Source organism: Algimonas ampicilliniresistens, assembly GCF_030159955.1.
In the GTDB taxonomy this organism is placed as follows: domain Bacteria; phylum Pseudomonadota; class Alphaproteobacteria; order Caulobacterales; family Maricaulaceae; genus Litorimonas; species Litorimonas ampicilliniresistens.
In genome coordinates this window covers 1,401,501-1,422,192 of the sequence record NZ_BSNK01000001.1, presented here as the reverse complement: position 1 = coordinate 1,422,192, position 20,692 = coordinate 1,401,501, and the positions used below count along the sequence as shown (strand labels likewise).

The 20,692-nt window shown below is 54.7% G+C and carries 19 protein-coding genes; 17 read left to right on the top strand and 2 right to left on the bottom strand.

Features of this window, described 5'->3' with window-relative positions:
• Positions 1-4: 4 nt before the first annotated feature.
• Complete coding sequence (locus QQL54_RS06695; RefSeq protein WP_284388924.1) at positions 5-1,654, top strand: tetratricopeptide repeat protein; 1,650 nt, start codon at positions 5-7, stop codon at positions 1,652-1,654.
• A 9-nt stretch (positions 1,655-1,663) separates the two neighbouring features.
• Here QQL54_RS06695 and QQL54_RS06690 read toward each other — a convergent pair whose 3' ends face one another.
• Together QQL54_RS06690 and QQL54_RS06685 are read right to left on the bottom strand one after the other, a co-directional pair.
• The gene (locus QQL54_RS06690) at positions 1,664-2,386 is read right to left on the bottom strand and encodes a CAP domain-containing protein (RefSeq protein WP_284388923.1); all 723 of its coding nucleotides are present in this window, start codon (positions 2,384-2,386) and stop codon (positions 1,664-1,666) included.
• A 135-nt stretch (positions 2,387-2,521) separates the two neighbouring features.
• Positions 2,522-4,504 (bottom strand): transglycosylase domain-containing protein, encoded by a 1,983-nt coding sequence (locus tag QQL54_RS06685; protein ID WP_284388921.1) that lies wholly within the window; start codon positions 4,502-4,504, stop codon positions 2,522-2,524.
• A 45-nt stretch (positions 4,505-4,549) separates the two neighbouring features.
• Here QQL54_RS06685 and QQL54_RS06680 point away from each other — a divergent pair, with 45 nt between their 5' ends.
• From QQL54_RS06680 to nuoN, 16 genes are all read left to right on the top strand, one after another.
• Positions 4,550-5,023 carry a YcgN family cysteine cluster protein gene (locus QQL54_RS06680; RefSeq protein WP_284388919.1) on the top strand — a complete coding sequence of 158 codons (474 nt, stop codon included), beginning with the start codon at positions 4,550-4,552 and terminating at the stop codon, positions 5,021-5,023.
• 231 nt (positions 5,024-5,254) lie between these two features.
• Positions 5,255-5,620 (top strand): NADH-quinone oxidoreductase subunit A, encoded by a 366-nt coding sequence (gene ndhC / locus QQL54_RS06675; RefSeq protein WP_284388917.1) that lies wholly within the window; start codon positions 5,255-5,257, stop codon positions 5,618-5,620.
• An 18-nt stretch (positions 5,621-5,638) separates the two neighbouring features.
• Positions 5,639-6,205 (top strand): NuoB/complex I 20 kDa subunit family protein, encoded by a 567-nt coding sequence (locus tag QQL54_RS06670; protein WP_284388915.1) that lies wholly within the window; start codon positions 5,639-5,641, stop codon positions 6,203-6,205.
• Positions 6,202-6,822, top strand: coding sequence for an NADH-quinone oxidoreductase subunit C (locus QQL54_RS06665; RefSeq protein WP_284388914.1), 621 nt, complete (start codon positions 6,202-6,204; stop codon positions 6,820-6,822). The genes QQL54_RS06670 and QQL54_RS06665 overlap by 4 nt, the downstream gene beginning before the upstream one ends.
• Entirely contained in the window at positions 6,822-7,244 is a 423-nt protein-coding gene (locus QQL54_RS06660; protein WP_284388912.1) for a GFA family protein, read from the top strand. The genes QQL54_RS06665 and QQL54_RS06660 overlap by 1 nt, the downstream gene beginning before the upstream one ends.
• Positions 7,244-8,443 (top strand): NADH-quinone oxidoreductase subunit D, encoded by a 1,200-nt coding sequence (locus tag QQL54_RS06655; protein ID WP_284388910.1) that lies wholly within the window; start codon positions 7,244-7,246, stop codon positions 8,441-8,443. Before QQL54_RS06660 ends, QQL54_RS06655 begins: the two co-directional genes overlap by 1 nt.
• Positions 8,440-9,612 (top strand): NADH-quinone oxidoreductase subunit NuoE, encoded by a 1,173-nt coding sequence (gene nuoE, locus QQL54_RS06650; RefSeq protein ID WP_284388908.1) that lies wholly within the window; start codon positions 8,440-8,442, stop codon positions 9,610-9,612. Before QQL54_RS06655 ends, nuoE begins: the two co-directional genes overlap by 4 nt.
• A 2-nt stretch (positions 9,613-9,614) precedes the next feature.
• Positions 9,615-10,922, top strand: coding sequence for an NADH-quinone oxidoreductase subunit NuoF (gene nuoF, locus QQL54_RS06645; RefSeq protein WP_284388906.1), 1,308 nt, complete (start codon positions 9,615-9,617; stop codon positions 10,920-10,922).
• 2 nt (positions 10,923-10,924) lie between these two features.
• Complete coding sequence (gene nuoG / locus QQL54_RS06640) at positions 10,925-13,033, top strand: NADH-quinone oxidoreductase subunit NuoG (protein ID WP_284388904.1); 2,109 nt, start codon at positions 10,925-10,927, stop codon at positions 13,031-13,033.
• Between the two features lie 14 nt (positions 13,034-13,047).
• The gene (gene nuoH, locus QQL54_RS06635; protein ID WP_348520715.1) at positions 13,048-14,136 is read left to right on the top strand and encodes an NADH-quinone oxidoreductase subunit NuoH; all 1,089 of its coding nucleotides are present in this window, start codon (positions 13,048-13,050) and stop codon (positions 14,134-14,136) included.
• Positions 14,136-14,624 carry an NADH-quinone oxidoreductase subunit NuoI gene (gene nuoI, locus QQL54_RS06630; protein ID WP_284388900.1) on the top strand — a complete coding sequence of 163 codons (489 nt, stop codon included), beginning with the start codon at positions 14,136-14,138 and terminating at the stop codon, positions 14,622-14,624. Before nuoH ends, nuoI begins: the two co-directional genes overlap by 1 nt.
• 57 nt (positions 14,625-14,681) lie before the next feature.
• Positions 14,682-15,281 (top strand): NADH-quinone oxidoreductase subunit J, encoded by a 600-nt coding sequence (locus QQL54_RS06625; RefSeq protein WP_284388898.1) that lies wholly within the window; start codon positions 14,682-14,684, stop codon positions 15,279-15,281.
• A 23-nt stretch (positions 15,282-15,304) separates the two neighbouring features.
• Positions 15,305-15,631: an NADH-quinone oxidoreductase subunit NuoK gene (nuoK, locus tag QQL54_RS06620; protein ID WP_348520713.1), complete on the top strand. Its 327-nt coding sequence runs from the start codon at positions 15,305-15,307 to the stop codon at positions 15,629-15,631.
• 4 nt (positions 15,632-15,635) lie between these two features.
• Entirely contained in the window at positions 15,636-17,684 is a 2,049-nt protein-coding gene (nuoL, locus tag QQL54_RS06615) for an NADH-quinone oxidoreductase subunit L (protein ID WP_284388894.1), read from the top strand.
• A gap of 4 nt (positions 17,685-17,688) precedes the next feature.
• Positions 17,689-19,254 carry an NADH-quinone oxidoreductase subunit M gene (locus QQL54_RS06610; RefSeq protein WP_284388892.1) on the top strand — a complete coding sequence of 522 codons (1,566 nt, stop codon included), beginning with the start codon at positions 17,689-17,691 and terminating at the stop codon, positions 19,252-19,254.
• Position 19,255: 1 nt separating this feature from the next.
• Positions 19,256-20,692 (top strand): NADH-quinone oxidoreductase subunit NuoN, encoded by a 1,437-nt coding sequence (gene nuoN / locus QQL54_RS06605; RefSeq protein WP_284388890.1) that lies wholly within the window; start codon positions 19,256-19,258, stop codon positions 20,690-20,692.

Below are 20,692 nucleotides of genomic sequence, written 5' to 3'. Positions count from 1 at the left end.
CGCGATGTCAGGCCCCTTGCGGGACAAAGATGACAGGCAGGCCGGCCTTGCTCCTGAGCAGGCCGATGCTGTTCGCGCACAAATTGAAACGATTCTCGAAGACCCACTTTTTCGCGACACAACGCGGATTAAGCGTTTTTTGCGTTATGTGACTGAAGAAACACTGGCGGGGCGGGGCGCGCGGTTAAAGGGCTATACGGTTGGCCTTGAGGTGTTTGACAAGCCGCCGGACTTTGATCCTCAACTCGATACTATCGTGCGGGTACAGGCCGGGCAATTACGTCGCCGACTCGATCTCTATTACGCAGGCTCTGGCGAGTCTGATCCGATCCGACTGACCATCCCGAAAGGCCGTTATGCGCCCCGGTTTGAGGTTCGAACATCTGAGACGGCCCGTCTGCCCGCGCCAAGCGATCTTGAGCCAGCCAATGACCGGGACATTGTCTCTAGCTTCCCTGGCGTTGCGATCCTAACCCTCGAAACACTAGCGGATTCTGATTATAGCGAGTTTTTCGCGGAAGGTCTGACGGCGGAGATCGTCTCCGCGCTGGTACAGTTTCGACATATTCGTGTCATTGCGCTGCGCTCGACCCAGCTAGATTGCGACCCTTCTTCAGTTCGGGATAGGGTTGGTGAATCGCACGATGTCCAATTCGTCCTCTCTGGGAGTGTCCGTCGGTCCGGCGACATGTTCCGCGTTGTCGTCAATCTGACAGCGGCAGATACAGGCCAGATCCTTTACACGCAAAGTTTTGATCGGGCCTACTCGCCTGACACATTATTCGAGCTGCAGGAGTCGATAGCTTCGAACGTCGCGGCAACTGTTGCGGCTCCATTTGGGCAAATTAATCGATTTAATCGCCGTCTTCTCGGCGGGCGTAGGCAGTCTATCTCTGCCTATGAAGCAGTCCTCCGCTTCTATCAGATGGGTTTGAGCCCGAGCTTGGAAAAGGCCAAAGCATTGCTCAGCGATATCGAGGCTATCACGGCGGATAATCCGGACTTCTCCTCCGGATTTGCAATCCAAGCCATGCTCCACACTTTTCTCTGCACGCAATGTGTGCCGCCAGCGGATCCAGATGTGCATTTAAAGGCTGCCCTGTCGCTTTCGGAGAGAGCGACGCGGATTGATCCGCAAAATTCCTTGGCCTTTTTTGCGCGCTTCCAAGCCTTGCATCATAGTGGGGAGGCTGGTGAGGCGAACATCATGGCGAAACGCGCCATGATGCTAAACCCGAATGACTATTCGATGCTGTCATATTTCGCCGCGACCCGGGCCTATACGGGTGACCTAGAAACGGCGCAATCCTGCGACGAAGCGGCGCGAAGTTTGGTCGCCAATCCTCCGCATTGGTTTGACGCTGCGCGCCATGCCATGCTGTTTCAAGAAGAGAAGTATGAGGCGATTGTCGAATCAATTCACGAGATCGACGAGAGTTCAACGCTCGCCTTTTCGATTGTCCGGATTGTATCGCTGGGCCATCTCGGACGGATCGAAGAGGGGCGGGCTTTATACAAAAAGCTCGCGGCTAATAATCCAACTTATGCGGCGGAATCGATGCGAACATTGGAGTTCTGGCATGTGCCCGACGCTCTGAAGACACAGATTTTGCAGGGTTGGAACGCGCTCGGGATTGACGTGGGTGGCAGCTGATAAACGCGTCTAAAAGACGTTATCGGCCTCAAGAAAGCTCATATCCATAGGCTCAGCCACAAGCATGGACCAATAAGTCGAATAGGTCGTCTTCGGCTCATAGACCAAAGCAATGCCAAATTCCGACACGTCCGGGCGGAGTAGATTGTCATTATGTCCCGGGCTCTCCTGCCACGCTTTGAAAACCTGCTCCCAGCTTTTCTGGCCTGTCGCGACATTCTCTCCGGCGATCGTAAAGTTATAGCCAACGCGGTGCGCTCGGTCGCCATGCGTGGATCCGTCTGTCCCGTTGTGGGAGATTATTCCGGCTTTGGCGAGATCGTCTGCGTGAATACGTGAGGCCTCGATTAGGCGAGGCTCGATCTTGACAGGGCCAAGGCCATGTTGAGCCCGATAATTGTTCAGGTCGTTGACCGCGCGTCTAATATCAAAGGGTTTTGGCGGGACTTGAGGGAAAACGGGATTAGACCCAAATCCATTATTCAATCGGCAGACCGCGTCAGGTTTGCGAACGTCCGGTTGATAAGTAACCGCGCCACGGCATTTTGGATCAGCCTTGCAAATTGCGGAACATTGGTCCGGTTTTGAGATCGGGACGACTTTGTACGTCCCATCATCCGGTTTAAATACGGTTCTAGCCGTGCCAGTTGTGGCGGCGGCAGGCAGTGTCGTCAGCGCGATGATTGGCAGCGCGATCGCGGCAAAAATCCCCATCCTCATCCGACTAAACATAAAGTGCCCTCCCTAGATCGAAAGGCCATTAGGCAGTCCAAATCCTAGGAAATCGTTGAAATTGACCTTAACTATCGGACATATTTTGTGGGACTTTAAGTGTTCACGCCTGTCGGTTGTCGGATCGCTCGCGGGCTACCGTCCGGCGCTAACCCCGCCACCGCCTACACCAGAAGCGATATCGCGTTCACTTCGCATGGCTGCCGCAAGACGGCTGTAAAACGCCATGACCTCTGAAGCCCGCTCATCGGTTCGGGTTAGATCCGGGGCAGCTAGCGGTTCTTGCGGAAGGCCTTCATGTATGACGCTCATATAATCCTTCCACACATCAACGGGCAGGAGACCGCCTGTGACCTCGTTCATCGGACTATTATTGTCATTACCCATCCAGACGCCACTCGTTAGCTGATTGGTAAAACCCATGAACCAGGCGTCGCGATAATCTTGTGATGTCCCAGTTTTACCGGCGACGATCCGCGGCAGCATGCGAGCGCCATGCGCGGTCCCGCTTTCCACTGTCTCTTGCAGAATTGACGTCATCTGACGGGCGTAGGGCACGGGATAGACGCGTTCGCCTTGCGTGTTGCGTTTAGCGTAAATTTCTTCGCCGCTGGTCGTTTCAATGCGCTGGATAATGTAGGGGCGCCGACGCAGGCCTTCATTCGGGAACACGGAATAGGCGCTTGATAACTCTAACAAGTTCACTTCTGCCACGCCCAAGGCAAGAGATAGGTGAGGGCGAAGGGGAGAGTTGATCCCGAAACGCTCGGCGGTCTCAGCGATCCTGTCGGCCCCAATTTCAGCGCCAACTTTGGCGGCCACAGTATTGATTGAGAGCTTCAAGGCTTCGCGCAATGTCAGCGGCCCGCGATAGCGTAGCGTGTAGTTTTTCGGTTGCCAGCCATTGATGTTGGTCGGTTGGTCGACCCGAACAGTCGCAGGCGTAAATCCATCCTCAAGCGCGGCGGCGTAGACGAAGGTTTTAAAGCTTGAGCCGGGTTGGCGTTGCGCTTGGATGGATCGGTTAAACTTGCTGGTCACGTAATCGCGACCCCCGATCATCGCGCGAATACCCCCCGTTTCATTGTCGAGCGTGACAAGCGCGCCTTGCGCCACCCGTCTCGATTTGCCGCTCTGGTCGATGATCTTATTCAGGCTCTTATGCGCTTGTTGCATATAGTCGGCATCGAGGGTTGTTGTGACGACAAGGTCCGGGTGCCGTAGTCCGGCGCGGTCCCTAGCCTGCTCGGCGATATAATCAAAAGCGTAGCCAAGAATGGCTTCATCCAAGCCCAAATTTGGTTCTTCTGCGATCTCGGGTGGGTTCGCGAGCGCGGCTTCATATTCAGCTTCAGTAATGAAGACATTGGCGCGCATCCGTCTGAGCACAAGATGGGATCGGGTCAGTGCACGTTCATAATGACGCGTGGGATTAAACCGGCTCGGCGCTTGGGCGAGGCCCGCCAGCATCGCAGCCTCAGCCAAGTTAAGGTCGCGCGCGCTTTTTCCGAAATAGATTTGACTGCCTGCTTCTGCGCCGAAAATCTGCGGACCGAGACTGACGCGGTTGACATAAAGCTCAAGGATTTCGGGCTTAGAGAGGATGGCCTCCATATCTCGCGCTAGAAGCGCTTCCTGAAATTTCCGCCGATAGGTTTTCTCTGGTGTCAGGATCATTAGCTTGACCAGCTGTTGCGTCAGCGTGGAGCCGCCTTGGCTGCGCTGGCCACTGCGCGCATTGCTCAGCATCGCGCGAATGATCGCGCGGTTGTCGACCCCTTCATGTTCGAAGAAACGCTCATCCTCAATCGCCAGAACAGCGTTGGGAAGATGTGCAGGCATTTCGTTCAATTTGAGCGGTTGACCGATCCAAGGCCCACGATGCCCGATCATCCGTCCCTTATGGTCGATGAGGGTGATTGTATCCTGCAGGTTGAGCTGCCACATCGTCTCCTTGTCGGGGAGGTCGGGCATGCCATCGAGAAGGTAAGCCCGGCCGAGTCCAAACGCCGCGGCGCTGCTGACGGTCAGAAAGGCGAGGATACCGAGTACCCACGCAGACCGACGTCTGCGGTTCGAGGTCTGCTCGACATTGATATCGGCCCGATAGGTCGCCATAGGGCCGCATACCCGGCTTTTGCCTAATTGATAACCGCCTTCATCATGACCCAAACCAATCCGTCTCTTCCGTTCTGGAAAACCAAAGCGATGAGCGCGTTATCGCCCGATGAATGGGAGAGTCTGTGTGATGGCTGCGGTAAATGTTGTCTGATCCGTTTGGAGGATGATGAAACCAACGAAGTCTACACGACTGACGCCCATTGCCGCTTGTTTGATAATGGCAGCTGTCGATGTTCCGACTATGAAAATCGGAAGGCCAAAGTGCCGGATTGCGTGATTTTGAAACCCTCAACGGTCTCAGCGCTTAAATGGATGCCTCGGACTTGTGCCTATCGTCTCGTGTCGGAAGGGAAGGACTTGCCGGATTGGCATCATCTGAAGACGGGGCGGTTCGAGACGATCCACGAGGTCGGCATGAGTGTGCAGGGTGCAACCGTAAGCGAAGTCGGCCTTTCTGAAGACGAACTGATTTCCCGCATTACCGTGTGGCCGGGAGAGCCCGATTGGGATGAGTGAGATTCGCGTGTGAGCGAGGTAATATTTGCGAACGATTTTCAATTGCGGTTTTGATCTGAGAATCTGAGCGGTTTCAAAGACTAGTCGCCGAAAACGTCGCAGTTCATCCCGTGATTTCCGCAGATTACGCCGTTGCAATGCGAGAAGCCCCCAACTAGGTTCCGAGCGATTTCAAGGCCCACGTGAGTCACTCTGACTGACGCCGACCTTAGCTAAGCCTTTGAGGTTCGAATGCCCGATCTTCTGATCGAATATCTGCCAGTCGTGATGATGTTTTCTATCGCCTTGGTTCTATCGCTCGTCTTCCTGCTGGTCCCGGCCATTGTTGCGCCGGCTGATCCGGACGCCGAGAAGGTCTCGACCTATGAATGCGGGTTTGAGGCTTTCGATGACTCGCGCATGAAATTTGATGTTCGCTTCTACTTGGTCGCGATTTTATTTATCATTTTCGATATCGAGGTAGCGTTCCTTTTCCCAATCGCTGTCAGTCTTGATGCTGTCGGTGTGTATGGCTGGGTCATCATGGTCATTTTCCTGCTAGAGCTGCTCGCCGGGCTTGTTTATGCGTGGAAGATTGGCGCCTTGGACTGGGAATAGGGGACCAAGAGAACCGATATGGCCAATATTCTGACACCTAATGGCACGGCAGCGCGCGATCTCGGCACGCCTGCCTTTTCGCCTGAGCTCCATAATGCTGGATTTGACGGTCTGTCTGACCAGTTGGCTGATAAGGGTTTCATCACTGCCGCGTCTGACGATCTCGTCACATGGGCGCGGACTGGCTCTCTCATGTGGATGACCTTTGGTCTTGCCTGCTGCGCCGTCGAAATGATGCAAGCGTCCATGCCGCGTTATGATGTGGAACGATTTGGCTTCGCGCCGCGCGCGTCCCCCCGTCAATCAGACGTGATGATCGTCGCGGGCACTTTGACCAACAAGATGGCTCCGGCGCTCCGTAAAGTTTACGATCAGATGCCAAACCCGCGTTATGTGATCTCGATGGGATCTTGCGCCAATGGGGGCGGATATTATCATTATAGCTATTCCGTCGTGCGCGGTTGTGATCGGATCGTCCCGGTTGATGTCTATGTGCCGGGCTGCCCGCCAACCGCCGAAGGGTTGATCTACGGTATTTTGCAATTGCAGAAGAAAATTCGCCGCGAGGGGAGCATCATCCGATGACTCGCCAAGAAGAAGAAAAATGGGCTGACATCAAAGACCATATCGAGGCGCATCACGCCGACGATGTGCGAGATATGTCTGAGAGCTTTGGCGAGCTGACGATTACGGTGCGCCGCGCGTCTATTCTTAAAATCATTGGCTTTTTGCGCGACGATCCGATCTGCAAGTTCAATCAACTGATCGATCTGTGTGGGGTCGATTATCCAGCCCGTGCTCGGCGCTTTGATGTCGTCTACCACTTCCTCAGCATGGCACATAACACCCGTATCCGGGTCAAATGCACGACGGATGAGGACGCACCGGTCATGTCGATCGTGTCGTTGTTTCCGAATGCGGATTGGTATGAGCGTGAAACCTTCGATATGTACGGCATCGTCTTCGATCAGCATCCCGATTTGCGCCGCATTCTGACGGATTATGGTTTTGAGGGCTATCCACTGCGCAAGGACTTCCCGCTGACCGGATTTGTCGAAGTTCGCTATGATCAGGAACGCAAAGAAGTGGTGTATGAGCCCGTTACCTTGCAGCAAGAATATCGCAGCTTCGATTTCCTGAGCCCGTGGGAAGGCGCAAAATATATCCTGCCGGGTGACGAGAAGAGTGAGGCGCCGAAGTAATGTCTCAACATCAAGGTCAGTGTCTGTGCGGTTCCGTGGCCTTCACGGTTGTGCCGAAAAACAGCGATGTCGGTGTGTGTCACTGTGACATGTGCCGCAAAAGCAATGCTGGGCCATTTTTCGCTCTCGATTGCGGTGATACGTTGAGCTTCACCAAGGAAGACGGGCTGGCGGTATACAACTCATCGGAATGGGCAGATCGCCTGTTTTGTAAGAACTGCGGCGGCTCTATCGCATGGCGCTTGAAGGATAAGTCGATCAATATTGTCGCCGTCGATCTAATCGAAGGCGTCGGCGATCTGCGCTTGGATCACGAAGTTTATATAGACTCTAAGCCGGACTATTACGACTTTGCACAAGACACGACCAAGATGACCGAAGCGGACGTTATGAAAATGGTCTCTGAAGGGCAGGGCGCATAATGGCCAGTACCGAAGCCCTCATCACGGACGAGCAAGATCGTCGCTTTACGATCAATTTCGGCCCGCAACACCCGGCGGCGCATGGCGTGCTGCGCCTTGTGTTGGAGTTGGAAGGTGAGATTGTTGACCGTGTCGACCCGCATATTGGCCTGCTGCACCGCGGCACTGAAAAGCTGATCGAACATAAGACTTATCTGCAAGCGATCCCATATTTTGACCGGCTCGATTATGTCGCGCCGATGAACCAAGAGCATGCGTTCTGCATGGCGATTGAGAAACTGGCCGGTATCGAAGTGCCGCGTCGCGCATCTTTCATTCGCGTGATCTATTGTGAAATCGGACGGGTTCTTTCGCATCTGCTCAATATCACGACTCAAGCCATGGATGTGGGCGCACTGACGCCGCCGCTTTGGGGTTTTGAAGAGCGCGAAAAGTTGATGGTGTTTTATGAGCGTGCGTGCGGATCGCGCATGCACGCAAATTATTTCCGTCCCGGCGGTGTGCATCAAGACCTCCCGCCTGCGCTGATCAATGACCTGCTAGTCTGGTGCGACCAATTTCCTGAGAAGCTGCAGGAAATTGAAACGCTGCTGACCGAAAACCGGATTTTCAAACAGCGCAATGTCGATATTGGCGTCGTGTCAAAACAGGATTGCTACGATCTCGGTTTCACGGGCGTGATGGTCCGTGGCTCTGGTATCCCGTGGGATTTGCGTCGCAATCAGCCATACGAAGTCTATAACGAACTCGATTTCAAAATTCCGCTCGGGAAAAATGGCGATTGTTATGATCGCTATCTATGCCGCGTCGATGAAATGTACGAATCTGTGAAGATCATGAAGCAGGCGCTGGAAATGATGCCGGAAGGTCCGGTCATGACCCAGAACAATAAGTTTGTTCCGCCGCGTCGCGCCGAAATGAAGCAGTCGATGGAAGCGCTTATCCATCACTTCAAGCTTTACACTGAAGGGTTTAAAGTTCCGGAAGGCGAAGTCTACACAGCTGTCGAAGCGCCCAAGGGTGAATTCGGGGTCTACCTCGTCTCTGACGGCACCAATCAGCCCTATCGTTGTAAGATCCGCGCGCCGGGCTTCCCGCATCTCGCGGCGATGGACTATCTTAATAAGGGTCATATGCTGGCTGACGTATCCGCCATTCTTGGCTCGCTCGACATCGTGTTTGGGGAGGTCGACCGATGAGCGCGCGCCGTCTTGCATCCGTTCAACCGACTGACGTCAAATTGTCTCCTGAAGCACAGGCTGATATTGCACGTTGGACCAAGAAGTATCCGGCGGATCGGCAGCGCTCTGCGCTGATCCCGGCTCTGTGGATTGCCCAAAAGGACGCTGGCGGTTGGCTGCCGGAGATGATCCTCCGCGAAGTCGGCGACAGGCTCGGTATGGCTTATATTCGTGTCTATGAAGTCGCGACCTTCTACACCATGTTTAACCTGGCCCCGGTCGGGGAGTACCACATCCAACTGTGTGGCACGACGCCCTGCTGGTTGCGTGGCTCGGACGCGCTCAAAGATGTTTTGACCCGGCGAGTTGGTCCGCAAAACACTGTCAGCGCAGACGGTAAGTTTAGCTGGATAGAAGTTGAGTGTTTGGGTGCGTGTGCCAATGCACCGATGTGTCAGATTTCAACCGATGTTGATGAAGATCCCTACTATGAAGACCTGACGCCGGAATCGTTTGAGGCTCTGATTGATAATCTGGCTGCTGGGAAGGCCGTTGAGCGCGGACCGCAACAAATCGACCGTCTTAACTCCGCCCCCGAAGGCGGACAAAAGACACTCATCGGCAAAGGGGCCTTTCATATCGAGAAACTCGTGAAGCTTCCGAATGCCGAAAAATCTGTGAAGCTAAACTATTACGAATGGGACCCAAAAGAACGTCGCGCGACACGCGGCGGGTGGGTTGATCCGAAACGTAAAGCGAGCCCCGACCCTAAAAAGCGCGCAAGCAATCTTGGACGGGACCTCAGTAAAGGTCTGGTCGAAGACGAGCCTAAAAAAGGACTTCCGGGACGCACGACAGCTAAGGCGAAGCCTCAGCTCATCTATACAGATGGCCCAAGCGACGGCACGCCAGACGATCTCAAGAAAATCAAAGGTGTCGGTCCTGTCTTTGAAGCAGATCTAAACGATAAGGGCGTGTATTATTACCGACAGATCGCGGCTTGGAAAAAATCCGACATCAAGGCCGTTGAATCCATCATCGACAAGTTTCCAGGGCGCATTGAGCGTGACGATTGGGTGAAGCAAGCTAAAGTGCTTGCTAAGGGGGCTGCTAAGTCCAAGCCAGATCCCAAGGGTGCGAAACAGGCCCCAGTTCGGCGTAAGCGCGCAATGAAGGACAAGGCCTAATCATGCCTCAGCTTCTACAAGATAAGGACCGGATTTTTACTAATCTCTATGGTCATCAAGATTGGTCCTTGGATGCAGCGCGCGGCCGGGGCGCATGGCTCGGCACATCAGAAATGCTGGCCCAGGGACGTGACTGGATCATTGATCAGGTCAAGGCCTCTGGACTACGCGGTCGCGGCGGTGCGGGTTTCCCGACGGGGTTGAAATGGTCTTTCATGCCCAAGGAAGTCGGCGAGCGTCCGCATTATCTGGTCGTGAATGCTGACGAGTCTGAACCGGGTACATGTAAAGATCGCGAAATGATGCGGCATGATCCGCATCTGCTGATCGAAGGCTGTCTCGTCGCGTCCTTCGCGATGCAGGCCAATGCCTGTTACATATATCTTCGTGGGGAGTATACGTTCGAGCGGCAACGTTTGCAGGCTGCTGTCGATGAAGCCTACGCGGCAGGTCTGATCGGCCGGAATGCGTGCGGAACGGGTTGGGATTTTGATCTTTACGTTCATCATGGTGCGGGCGCGTATATTTGCGGGGAAGAAACGGCTCTACTTGAGAGTCTTGAAGGCAAAAAAGGACAGCCACGTCTTAAACCACCATTCCCGGCCAACTCTGGCCTCTATGGCTGCCCGACTACAGTGAATAATGTCGAGTCGATTGCGGTTGTTCCGACAATCCTGCGCCGCGGCGCGGACTGGTTCGCGAGCTTTGGACGTGACAACAATAAAGGCACGAAAGTCTTCTCAATCTCCGGTCATGTGAATAAGCCGTGTAACGTTGAGGAAGCGCTCTCTATCCCACTGAAAACATTGATCGAAACTCATGCGGGAGGTGTTCGTGGCGGCTGGGACAATCTCAAAGCTATTATTCCTGGCGGTTCCTCTGTTCCGCTCTTGCCGAAAGAGATTTGCGATACGGTATTGATGGATTTTGACGCGCTGCGCGAACATCAATCCGGGCTGGGGACAGCCGCTGTCATTGTCATGGATAATTCGACGGATATTATTAAGGCGATCGCTCGGCTGAGCTATTTCTACAAACATGAGAGTTGCGGACAGTGTACGCCGTGCCGCGAGGGCACAGGCTGGATGTGGCGCGTCATGGAGCGGATGGTACGCGGCGAAGCCGAGACCAAGGAAATCGACATGTTGCTCGATGTGACTAAACAGGTGGAAGGTCATACGATCTGCGCCCTTGGCGACGCCGCCGCATGGCCGATCCAAGGCCTCATCCGCCATTTCCGCCACGAGATCGAAGATCGCATCGACCTCTACCGCGCCGGTCGTCCGGTTTTCGTGCAGGCAGCTGAATAGACATGACCGACCTTCGCAAAATCAGGATCGATGGCACCGAACATGAAGTGCCGGCTGAGTATACGCTGATGCAGGCGTGTGAAGAATATGGTGGGGCGGAGATTCCGCGCTTTTGTTACCATGAGCGTCTGTCAGTGGCGGGTAACTGCCGCATGTGTCTGGTCGAATGGGAAGGCGCGCCGAAGCCGCAAGCGTCCTGTGCACTGCAGGTCAAAGACTTGCGCCCCAACCGGGATGGTAGCCCGGCCCACATCAAAACTAATTCCCCACTGGTCAAAAAGGCCCGTGAAGGGGTGATGGAATTCCTCCTGATCAACCACCCGCTCGATTGTCCAATCTGTGATCAAGGCGGTGAATGCGATCTTCAGGATCAAGCGATGGCTTATGGCCGTGATTTCTCTCGCTTTGAGGAGAATAAACGCGCCGTTGACGACAAGCATATGGGACCGTTGGTCAATACGATCATGACCCGCTGTATCCAGTGCACGCGATGTGTTCGGTTCATCACCGAAGTCGCGGGCGTGCAGGAAATCGGGCTCGTTAATCGCGGTGAAGATGCCGCCATCACGACCTATCTCGAAAAGTCTCTGACCTCGGAACTGTCCGGCAATGTCATCGATCTCTGTCCCGTCGGGGCTCTGACGTCCAAGCCTTACGCGTTTAATGCGCGGCCATGGGAACTCGACAAAGTCGAGAGTGTCGATGTGATGGATGCGGTCGGGTCTAACATCCGGGTCGATAGTCGCCGGGATGCGGTTCTGCGCATCCTTCCGGTCGTCAATGATGATGTGAACGAAGAATGGATATCCGATAAAACGCGGTTCGTCTGGGACGGCCTGGCTCGCCAGCGTCTCGACCGCCCGTTCATTCGTGAGAACGGAAAATTACGTCAGGCCGGTTGGGATGAAGCGCTCGCACTCACGGCCGAAAAGCTGAAGGGTGATCCAAGCAAAATCGCCGCGATTGCTGGCGATCTTTGCGATGCTGAATCTATGTATGCGCTGAAGGAACTGATGGGTTCTTTGGGTGTGCAGAATATTGATTGCCGTCAGGACGGTAGCTTAATCGGCTCTGGCGCGCGCGAAACCTATCTCTTTAATTCGACGATTTCAGGGGTCGATGAGGCCGACGCTATTTTATTCGTAGGCACTAATCCGCGTCTGGAGGCTCCGATTATCAATGCGCGTATCCGTCAGCGTTGGCTAACTGGTGAGCTGTCCTTGGGCATGCTCGGCGATGCCGTCGATTTGACCTATGATTATGATCAAGTTGGTACGTCCGCCGCTGATCTCGCTAAATTTAGTCGGGCTCGCAAAGGCTTCGCCTCAGTCTTTAAAAAGGCCGAAAACCCGATGGTCATCGTCGGGGTAGGGGCACTGATCGGCGATGAGGGGCAAACGCTTCTCTCCGCCTTGGCTAATCTGATGAGCGGTCCGAAATTTGTTCGCGACGGCTGGAATGCATTCAACGTGCTGCACAGCGCGGCGGCTCGCGTTGGCGGTCTCGACCTTGGATTTATTCCAGGCGAAGACGGTAAGAGCACGGCCGATATTCTATCGGGTGCTGAGAGCGGCGACATTGAAACGGTTTACCTACTGGGCGCCGACGAATTCGATACGGACCGATTGAAAGACAGCTTCGTCATCTATCAGGGCCATCACGGCGATGCGGGCGCGCATGTCGCTGACATCATTCTGCCGGGCTGCGCCTACACTGAAAAAGACGGCCTTTACGTGAATACGGAAGGCCGAGTGCAGATGGGCATTCGTGCTGTGCCGCCAAAAGGTATGGCCAAAGAAGATTGGGCTATTTTGCGGGCTTTGTCTGCTGCGGTCGGTCGGGTCCTGCCCTTCGACAATCAGTCGGATCTTCGCGATCAGATGGTTGAGAAACATCCGACATTCGGATCGCTGGGCTATGCGCCGGGCGCGGTCGGGGCTGCGGCGTTCGACCTCACTCAACTGGGAACGGACGGCCCGCTTTCAGATGCGCCTCTCAAAAGCCCAATTGGCGACTTCTATATGACGAACCCAATCGCGCGTGCGTCCAATGTCATGGCAGAATGTTCCGCCGTGTTGGATGAGCAGACCTTTCCGGAGGCAGCGGAATGATCGAGCTGATTAACATGCCGATTTTCCAAGCTGTCGTTGGCGTCGCTGCGGACGAACCGAATTGGGGTCTCTGGCTTCTCCTAAAACTTCTGCAAGTGCTTGGTTTCGTTATTGTTCTGGCATTGCTGGTGGCTGCGTTGGTGCTCGCGGATCGGAAGATCTGGGCCGCCGTTCAGATGCGACGCGGCCCCAATGTCGTCGGTGCTTTTGGGTTGCTTCAGACGATCGCGGATGCGCTCAAGTTCTTCTTCAAGGAAATTGTCGTGCCTGCTGGCTCGGACAAGTTCTTGTTTATCCTCGCGCCGCTCATTGCGCTAGTAATGGCGTTTCTGGCTTGGGCTGTGATTCCTGTCGCCCCGGGTTGGGTGATCTCAGACATTAATATCGGTGTTCTCTACGTGCTCGCGATCAGTTCGCTCGGCGTTTACGGCATCATGATTGGCGGTTGGGCGTCTAACTCTAAATACCCCTTCATGGGCGCGCTTCGTTCTGCTGCGCAGATGGTGTCTTACGAAGTGTCGATTGGCTTTATCATTCTGACCGTGATCTTCGTCACCGGCTCGATGAACTTAACTGAAATCGTCAACACGCAAGCTGGTGGTTTCTGGAACTGGAACATGTTCCGGTTGAACCCGTCCACAGAGTTGGGGCTGGCGAACTACATTCTGACTCCGGTCCTGTTCTATATGGGTGTGTTGTTCTTCATCAGCGCACTCGCGGAAACTAACCGCCCACCATTTGACTTGCCTGAAGCGGAATCAGAACTCGTCGCGGGCTATCAGGTTGAGTATTCCTCGACCCCATTCCTGATGTTCTTCTTTGCTGAATATGTGAACATCATGCTGCTTTCAGCGATGATGGTGATCCTGTTTCTCGGCGGCTGGCACGCGCCAATCGATATTGGGGTCCAGTTCCTGCCCGGTGTCTTCTGGTTCTTCCTCAAAACGGCGTTCATCTTCTTCTTGTTTGCGATGGTGAAGGCGATTGTGCCGCGTTACCGCTATGACCAACTGATGCGTCTGGGTTGGAAGGTGTTCTTGCCGACCTCTATCGTCGCTGTGTTGATCGTTTCTGGCGTCGTCGTCTTTACGGGAGCCACATAATGTCCCGTGTAAAGCAATTCATTCGGGGTGCTCTGCTGCTCGAATTTGTGAGCGCTTTCGGCCTCGCCATGAAGTTTTTATTCCGTCCCAAAGTGACGATCAACTATCCGAACGAGAAGGGGCCGCTCAGCCCACGTTTTCGCGGGGAGCACGTCTTGCGTCGCTATCCGTCCGGCGAAGAACGCTGCATTGCGTGCAAGCTGTGTGAAGCGATTTGCCCGGCGCAGGCGATCATCATTGAAGCCGAGCCGCGCCCTGACGGATCGCGCCGCACGACTCGCTACGATATCGACATGGTCAAATGCATTTATTGCGGCCTGTGTCAGGAAGCCTGTCCCGTCGACGCGATTGTCGAAGGGCCGAATTACGAATTTGCCACCGAAACCCGTGAGGAGCTTTACTATGACAAAGAAAAGCTGCTCGCGAATGGGGATCGTTGGGAGACTGAAATTGCCAAGAACCTAGCCATGGATGCGCCCTACCGTTAAAGGGGCGCGATTCCGCCTCCGGGGTTCCGGAAGTGGACAGAAAGAAGAGAGCCAGACGTGATCGCGGCCATCGCATTCTACATACTCGCCACTGTTGCTATCGCAGCCGCCTTCATGGTCGTCGCATCACGTAACCCTGTGCATTCAGTGATGTTCCTGATCCTCACTTTCTTCAGTGCGGCAGGTCTTTTCATTCTTATGGGCGCTGAGTTTCTCGCGCTGCTTTTGGTAATGGTTTACGTCGGCGCGGTCGCGGTGTTGTTCTTGTTCGTGGTGATGATGCTCGACGTTGATTTTGTCGAACTCAAGAAGGGCTTTCTATCCTACGCGCCCATCGGGGCCATTATTGCCGGGATATTGCTGATCGAAATGATCTTTCTCGGCGCGGCCTATTTCTCAGAGGGTGGACGTCCACTCGTCCCCGCAGATCCGACGATGAGCAATCTCGAAGCCTTTGGCGCGGTGCTCTACACCAAATATGCGGGTGCGTTCGAAGCGGCTGGGTTTATTCTACTTGTCGCTATGATTGGCGCGATTGTTCTGACCTTGCGTGACCGCGAAGGCGTGCGTCGTCAGGACGCTAATGCACAGATGGCCCGCACCCGCGAAGAGGGTGTGGAACTTGTTGATATCGAACCCGGACAGGGGCTCGGCTAGCCCGCGCGGCTGGGAGGGGAATGATGGCAATCGGACTTTCACATTACCTGATCGTTGCCGCGATCTTGTTCATGATCGGCGTGTTCGGCATTTTTGTGAACCGCAAGAATGTGATCGTCATCCTGATGTGCGTCGAGCTAATCCTGCTCGCCGTGAACATTAATTTCGTGGCTTTCTCAGCGCATATGCCTGCCGCTCCGGGTGTGAACCCGATTGACGGGCAAATCTTCGCTCTATTCATTTTGACTGTTGCGGCTGCTGAAGCGGCTGTCGGTCTCGCCATCCTCGTCGTTTACTTCCGCAATCGCGGCAACATCCAGGTCGAAGACATCGACCTGATGAAGGGCTGATCCGTTGCTCTACCAAACAATCGTTTTCGCCCCGCTGATTGGCGCTATCATTGCCGGCCTGGCGGGCACGCGCTTTGGCGGCGCTCGCTTGCCCGAAAAGGCCAGCATGATCGTCACGACCGGGCTGTTGTTTCTGTCTGCGATCCTATCATGGGTCGCTTTCGCTAGGATCGGGTTCGGCGATGCGCCGGATACCACCATCACGCTGATGCGCTGGATGGATATTGGCGGGCTGAAAGCTGACTGGGCACTGAAAATCGACACGCTGACAGCCGTGATGCTGATCGTCGTGAACACGGTCTCTGCGCTCGTCCATCTTTATAGCTGGGGCTATATGGAGGATGACGCTTACAAGCCGCGCTTCTTCGCTTATTTGTCGCTCTTTACGTTCGCCATGCTGATGCTGGTGACGTCGGATAACTTCATCCAGCTCTTCTTCGGTTGGGAAGGGGTTGGCCTCGCCAGCTATCTGTTGATTGGCTATTATTACAAAAAACCGTCCGCCAATGCGGCTGCGATCAAAGCCTTTGTAACCAACCGGGTCGGCGATGTTGGCCTCGCGCTCGGCATCATGACGATCTTCCTCGTTTTCGGCTCGGTCGAATTCGACGTCGTATTCGCAGCGATTGCCGAGAATAGTGACCGCCGCCTCGATTTCCTTGGCCTTGATGTCAATGCCATCGAGTTGATCGCGATGCTGCTCTTCATCGGTGCAATGGGTAAGTCGGCGCAGTTCGTGCTGCATGTGTGGTTGCCGGATGCGATGGAAGGCCCGACACCTGTTTCGGCCTTGATTCACGCTGCGACCATGGTGACAGCGGGTGTTTTCCTCGTATGTCGCGCATTCCCAATTTACGAAGTCGCCCCGATCACGTCGGGCTTCATCACCATTGTTGGCGCGTTTACAGCCTTCTTCGCCGCGACCGTCGGTCTGGTGCAAAATGACATTAAACGGGTCATTGCCTATTCGACCTGTTCGCAGCTCGGCTACATGTTCTTCGCAGCGGGCGTTGGCGCTTATAATGCAGCCATGTTCCACCTCTTTACGCACGCGTTCTTTAAAGCATTGCTCTTCCTCGGGGCTGGGTCTGTCATTCATGCCCTCCACCACGAACAAGATATGCGCAAAATGGGCGGTATCTGGCGCAAGGTTCCGTGGACCTATGCCGGGATGATTATCGGTACCTTGGCCCTGACCGGTATTGGTATGCCGTTACTGGGTTGGGGCTTTGCTGGCTTCTTCTCGAAGGACGCCATCATCGAAGCCGCTTATGCGGTGGGTGCAGGCGGCGGCAATAATGCGGCTGTGTTTGCCTTCTGGATGGGGCTGATTGCCGCCTTCATGACCAGCTTTTATAGCTGGCGCCTGATCTTTATGACGTTCCACGGCCGCTATCGCAGCGATCACCATACGTTCGAGCATGCGCATGAAAGCCCGTGGTCGATGCGGGTCCCGCTCATCGTTCTTTCGATTGGGGCAATCTTCGCCGGGGCGATCTTCTATAAGAGCTTCATGTATGGCTATGGCGGCTTCTGGCACGGCGCACTGCCAATCGAAGGTGGCGCAGAGCATGCGATGGCCCCAACAAACCTCTACGCGGCTGCCGAAGGTTATGAGAGCGCTGGCGAAGACCATGGCGGCGGACATCACTTCCCACTCTGGGTTCTATTCTCACCGCTAGTCGTTTCAGCGCTCGGCTTTGTTTTGGCCTTCTTCATGTATCGCAACGGCGGGACGGAGCGCCGCATCGCGCATGCAGCAGAAACGGGCGGCTCGCCAATCTATCAGTTCCTGCTCAACAAATGGTATATTGACGAGCTTTATGACGTGACGATCGTGCGCGGCGCACGCTGGCTCGGCGATGTGTTCTGGAAAGTTATCGACGTTGGTATCATCGACCGGTTTGGTCCGAACGGTGTTGCCGCCTTCACAGCGGGTGCATCCCGCCGTCTGTCCAGACTGCAGTCTGGTAAGGTCTTTCACTATGCTTTCGTCATGTTGATCGGGGTGTCTATCCTGATCGTCATCGGCCTTCGCGGTTTCGGGGGTTAAGTCGATGTTCTCAGACCTTCCCATTCTTCCGGCATTGGTTGCCATTCCGCTTATTGGGGCGCTGTTCCTCGCTTTCGTCTCGCGCCTGACACAGGCCGATGGCCGTGATCAGATGGAGCGCAATGCGCCGCGTACCGCTTTGTTGGTCAGCCTGATCGTATTGCTGTTGTCCGTTGTGCTTGTCATCGACTTCGATGCGTCAAATCCGGGTTTTCAGTTCGTTGACGAAGCCCCATGGCTCGGCGGCGGGATCGATTTCCGTATGGGTGTTGACGGCATCTCTGTGTTGTTCATTCTGCTGACGGCCTTCCTGACCCCGCTCTGTATTTTGGCCTCAGAGATATCCATCAAAGAACGGAAAACCGATTACATGATCGCTTTCCTATTGCTGGAAAGCCTGATGATCGGTGTGTTCTGCGCGCTTGATCTGGTACTGTTCTACATCTTCTTCGAGGCGGTCCTGATCCCGATGTTTTTGATCATTGGTGTGTGGGGCGGGGCGAACCGCATCTACGCCTCTTATAAGTTCTTCCTCTACACGCTGCTCGGATCTGTGTTGATGTTGGCTGCGATCTTGTGGCTCTATGCGCAAAGCGGCGTTCAGTTTGCCGACGCGACGACGGATATGCGTGCGCTTAAGAACCTCGATATTCCGGGTAATGTGCAAACGTGGTTGTGGCTGGCCTTCTTCGCGTCCTTCGCGGTGAAAATGCCGATGTGGCCGGTCCATACTTGGTTGCCGGATGCGCACGTTCAGGCTCCGACCGCCGGGTCGGTTATTCTGGCGGGCATTTTGCTGAAGCTCGGCGGCTATGGCTTCTTGCGCTTTTCGCTGCCCTATTTCCCGGACGCCTCTGTCCAATTTGCGCCGCTGATCTTCACCTTGTCGGTGATCGCGATCATCTACACGTCATTGGTGGCTTATCGTCAGACCGACATGAAGAAGCTGATCGCCTACAGTTCCGTTGCTCATATGGGCTTCGTGACGATGGGGATTTTTGCTTTCAATATGCAGGGTATTCAGGGCGGTCTGTTCCAGATGATCAGTCACGGGCTGGTGTCTGGTGCGCTCTTCTTCTGCGTCGGTGTCGTTTATGACCGGATGCATACGCGCGACATCGCTTTCTATGGCGGTTTGGTGAAGCGCATGCCGATCTTCGCGGCCTTCTTCTTGCTCTTCACCATGGCAAATGTTGGATTGCCCGGCACATCCGGTTTTGTGGGTGAAATCCTGACCATGATCGGCGCCTATCAGGTTAGCCCATGGGTTGCCGCCGGCGCTGCGCTCGGCATGATCCTGTCAGCCATGTATGCCTTGCATCTCTACCGCGAGACAATTTTCGGTGAGCAGGTCAATGAGAAGCTTGATGTGATTACGGATGTCACGGGTCGAGAATGGTTGATCTTAGGATTGTTGGCGTTCTTTACGATCTTGCTCGGTGTTTATCCGGCCCTTGTTACAGACGTAACAGCGGCGAGTGTCGAACAGTTGATTTCCGAATTCCAAGCCGCCACGGCTGTGCCTGTGGAAGCCCCAGAACTGGCCCCTGAATTGGCTGGAGTGAATTAAGATGGAAGCTTTTTCCCTCATGGCGCCAGAGCTTTTGCTCGCAGGCCAAACCATTTTTGTGGTCTTGATGAGCTTGCTCGTTAAGGGCGACAAACAAGCCGACGTGATGCGCTGGATCGCGATTGCGATGCTGATCACTTTTGCTCTGACCGGGTTTGTGCTCGGCCGTCCAGAAGGCACATCCTTTAACGGGCTTTTGATCGTCGATGACTTCTCGCATTATGCCAAATTGATCATCGGTTTGACAGCTGCGCTCGCGCTCGTCTTTTCGCGCTCTTACTTCAAAACTGAAGGGCTGGACCGGTTCGAGTTTTCTGTTCTGATGATCTACGCCGTGCTTGGCATGTCGATCATGGTCAGCGCGAACAATCTACTCGCGCTCTATCTCGGCCTCGAAATGCAGGCCTTGGCGCTTTACATCATGGCCGCGTTCAACCGGGACAGTCTACGCGCCTCCGAAGCAGGCTTGAAGTATTTTGTTCTCGGCGCGCTCTCATCGGGTTTGCTGCTCTACGGCATGTCGCTGATTTACGGCTTCACCGGCCATCTCGACTTTGCCGGTATTGCGGCTGTGATCGAAGCCGACGGGCTCAATGTGGGTATCATTGGCGGCATGGTCTTCATGATGTGCGGCTTGGCCTTCAAGATTTCGGCTGCCCCTTTCCATATGTGGACGCCGGATGTTTACGAAGGTGCACCGACACCAGTAACGGGCTTCTTCGCCTCTGTACCGAAATTTGCCGCTATGGCTCTGATTGCGAGACTGCTCTTCGGGCCGCTGGAAGGCGTGTTCGACCAATGGCAGCAAATCGTTGTATCACTGGCGCTCGTCTCCATGTTTGTCGGCGCGATTGGCGCACTCAGCCAACGCAATATCAAGCGCCTGATGGCTTACTCCTCGATTGCCAATATGGGCTACGCGCTCGTGCCATTGGCGGCGGGAACGGTCTTGGGTCTCAAAGGTATGCTGATCTTCATGACGATCTACGTCATCACTTCCATTGGCGTATTTTCAGCGATCCTGCAGATGCGCATCCGCAACGGCATGGTTGAACAGATCACCGACTTATCAGGCCTGTCTCAAACCAATCGCGGCATGGCGTTAGTGCTGACCGTGTTCTTCTTCTCGCTCGCTGGCATTCCGTTCTTCCTCGGCTTCTTTGGCAAATGGTATGCTTTCGGCCCAGCGCTTCAGGCTGATCTGTGGTGGCTCGTCGTCGCGGCGCTGGTCGCCTCTGTGATCGGAGCCTTCTATTATCTGCGGGTTATCAAGACGATGTGGTTTGAAGAGCCGTCGCAGGAATTTGTCGACGCACCGCGTTCACTGCGCTGGATTACTACGTCATCGGCGCTGATATTGACGTTGCTGATCCTGCTGCCTTTCGTGACTATTCCGGCTCAGGGCTTGCTGGATAGTGCGGCTGCGGCGTTGTTCTAG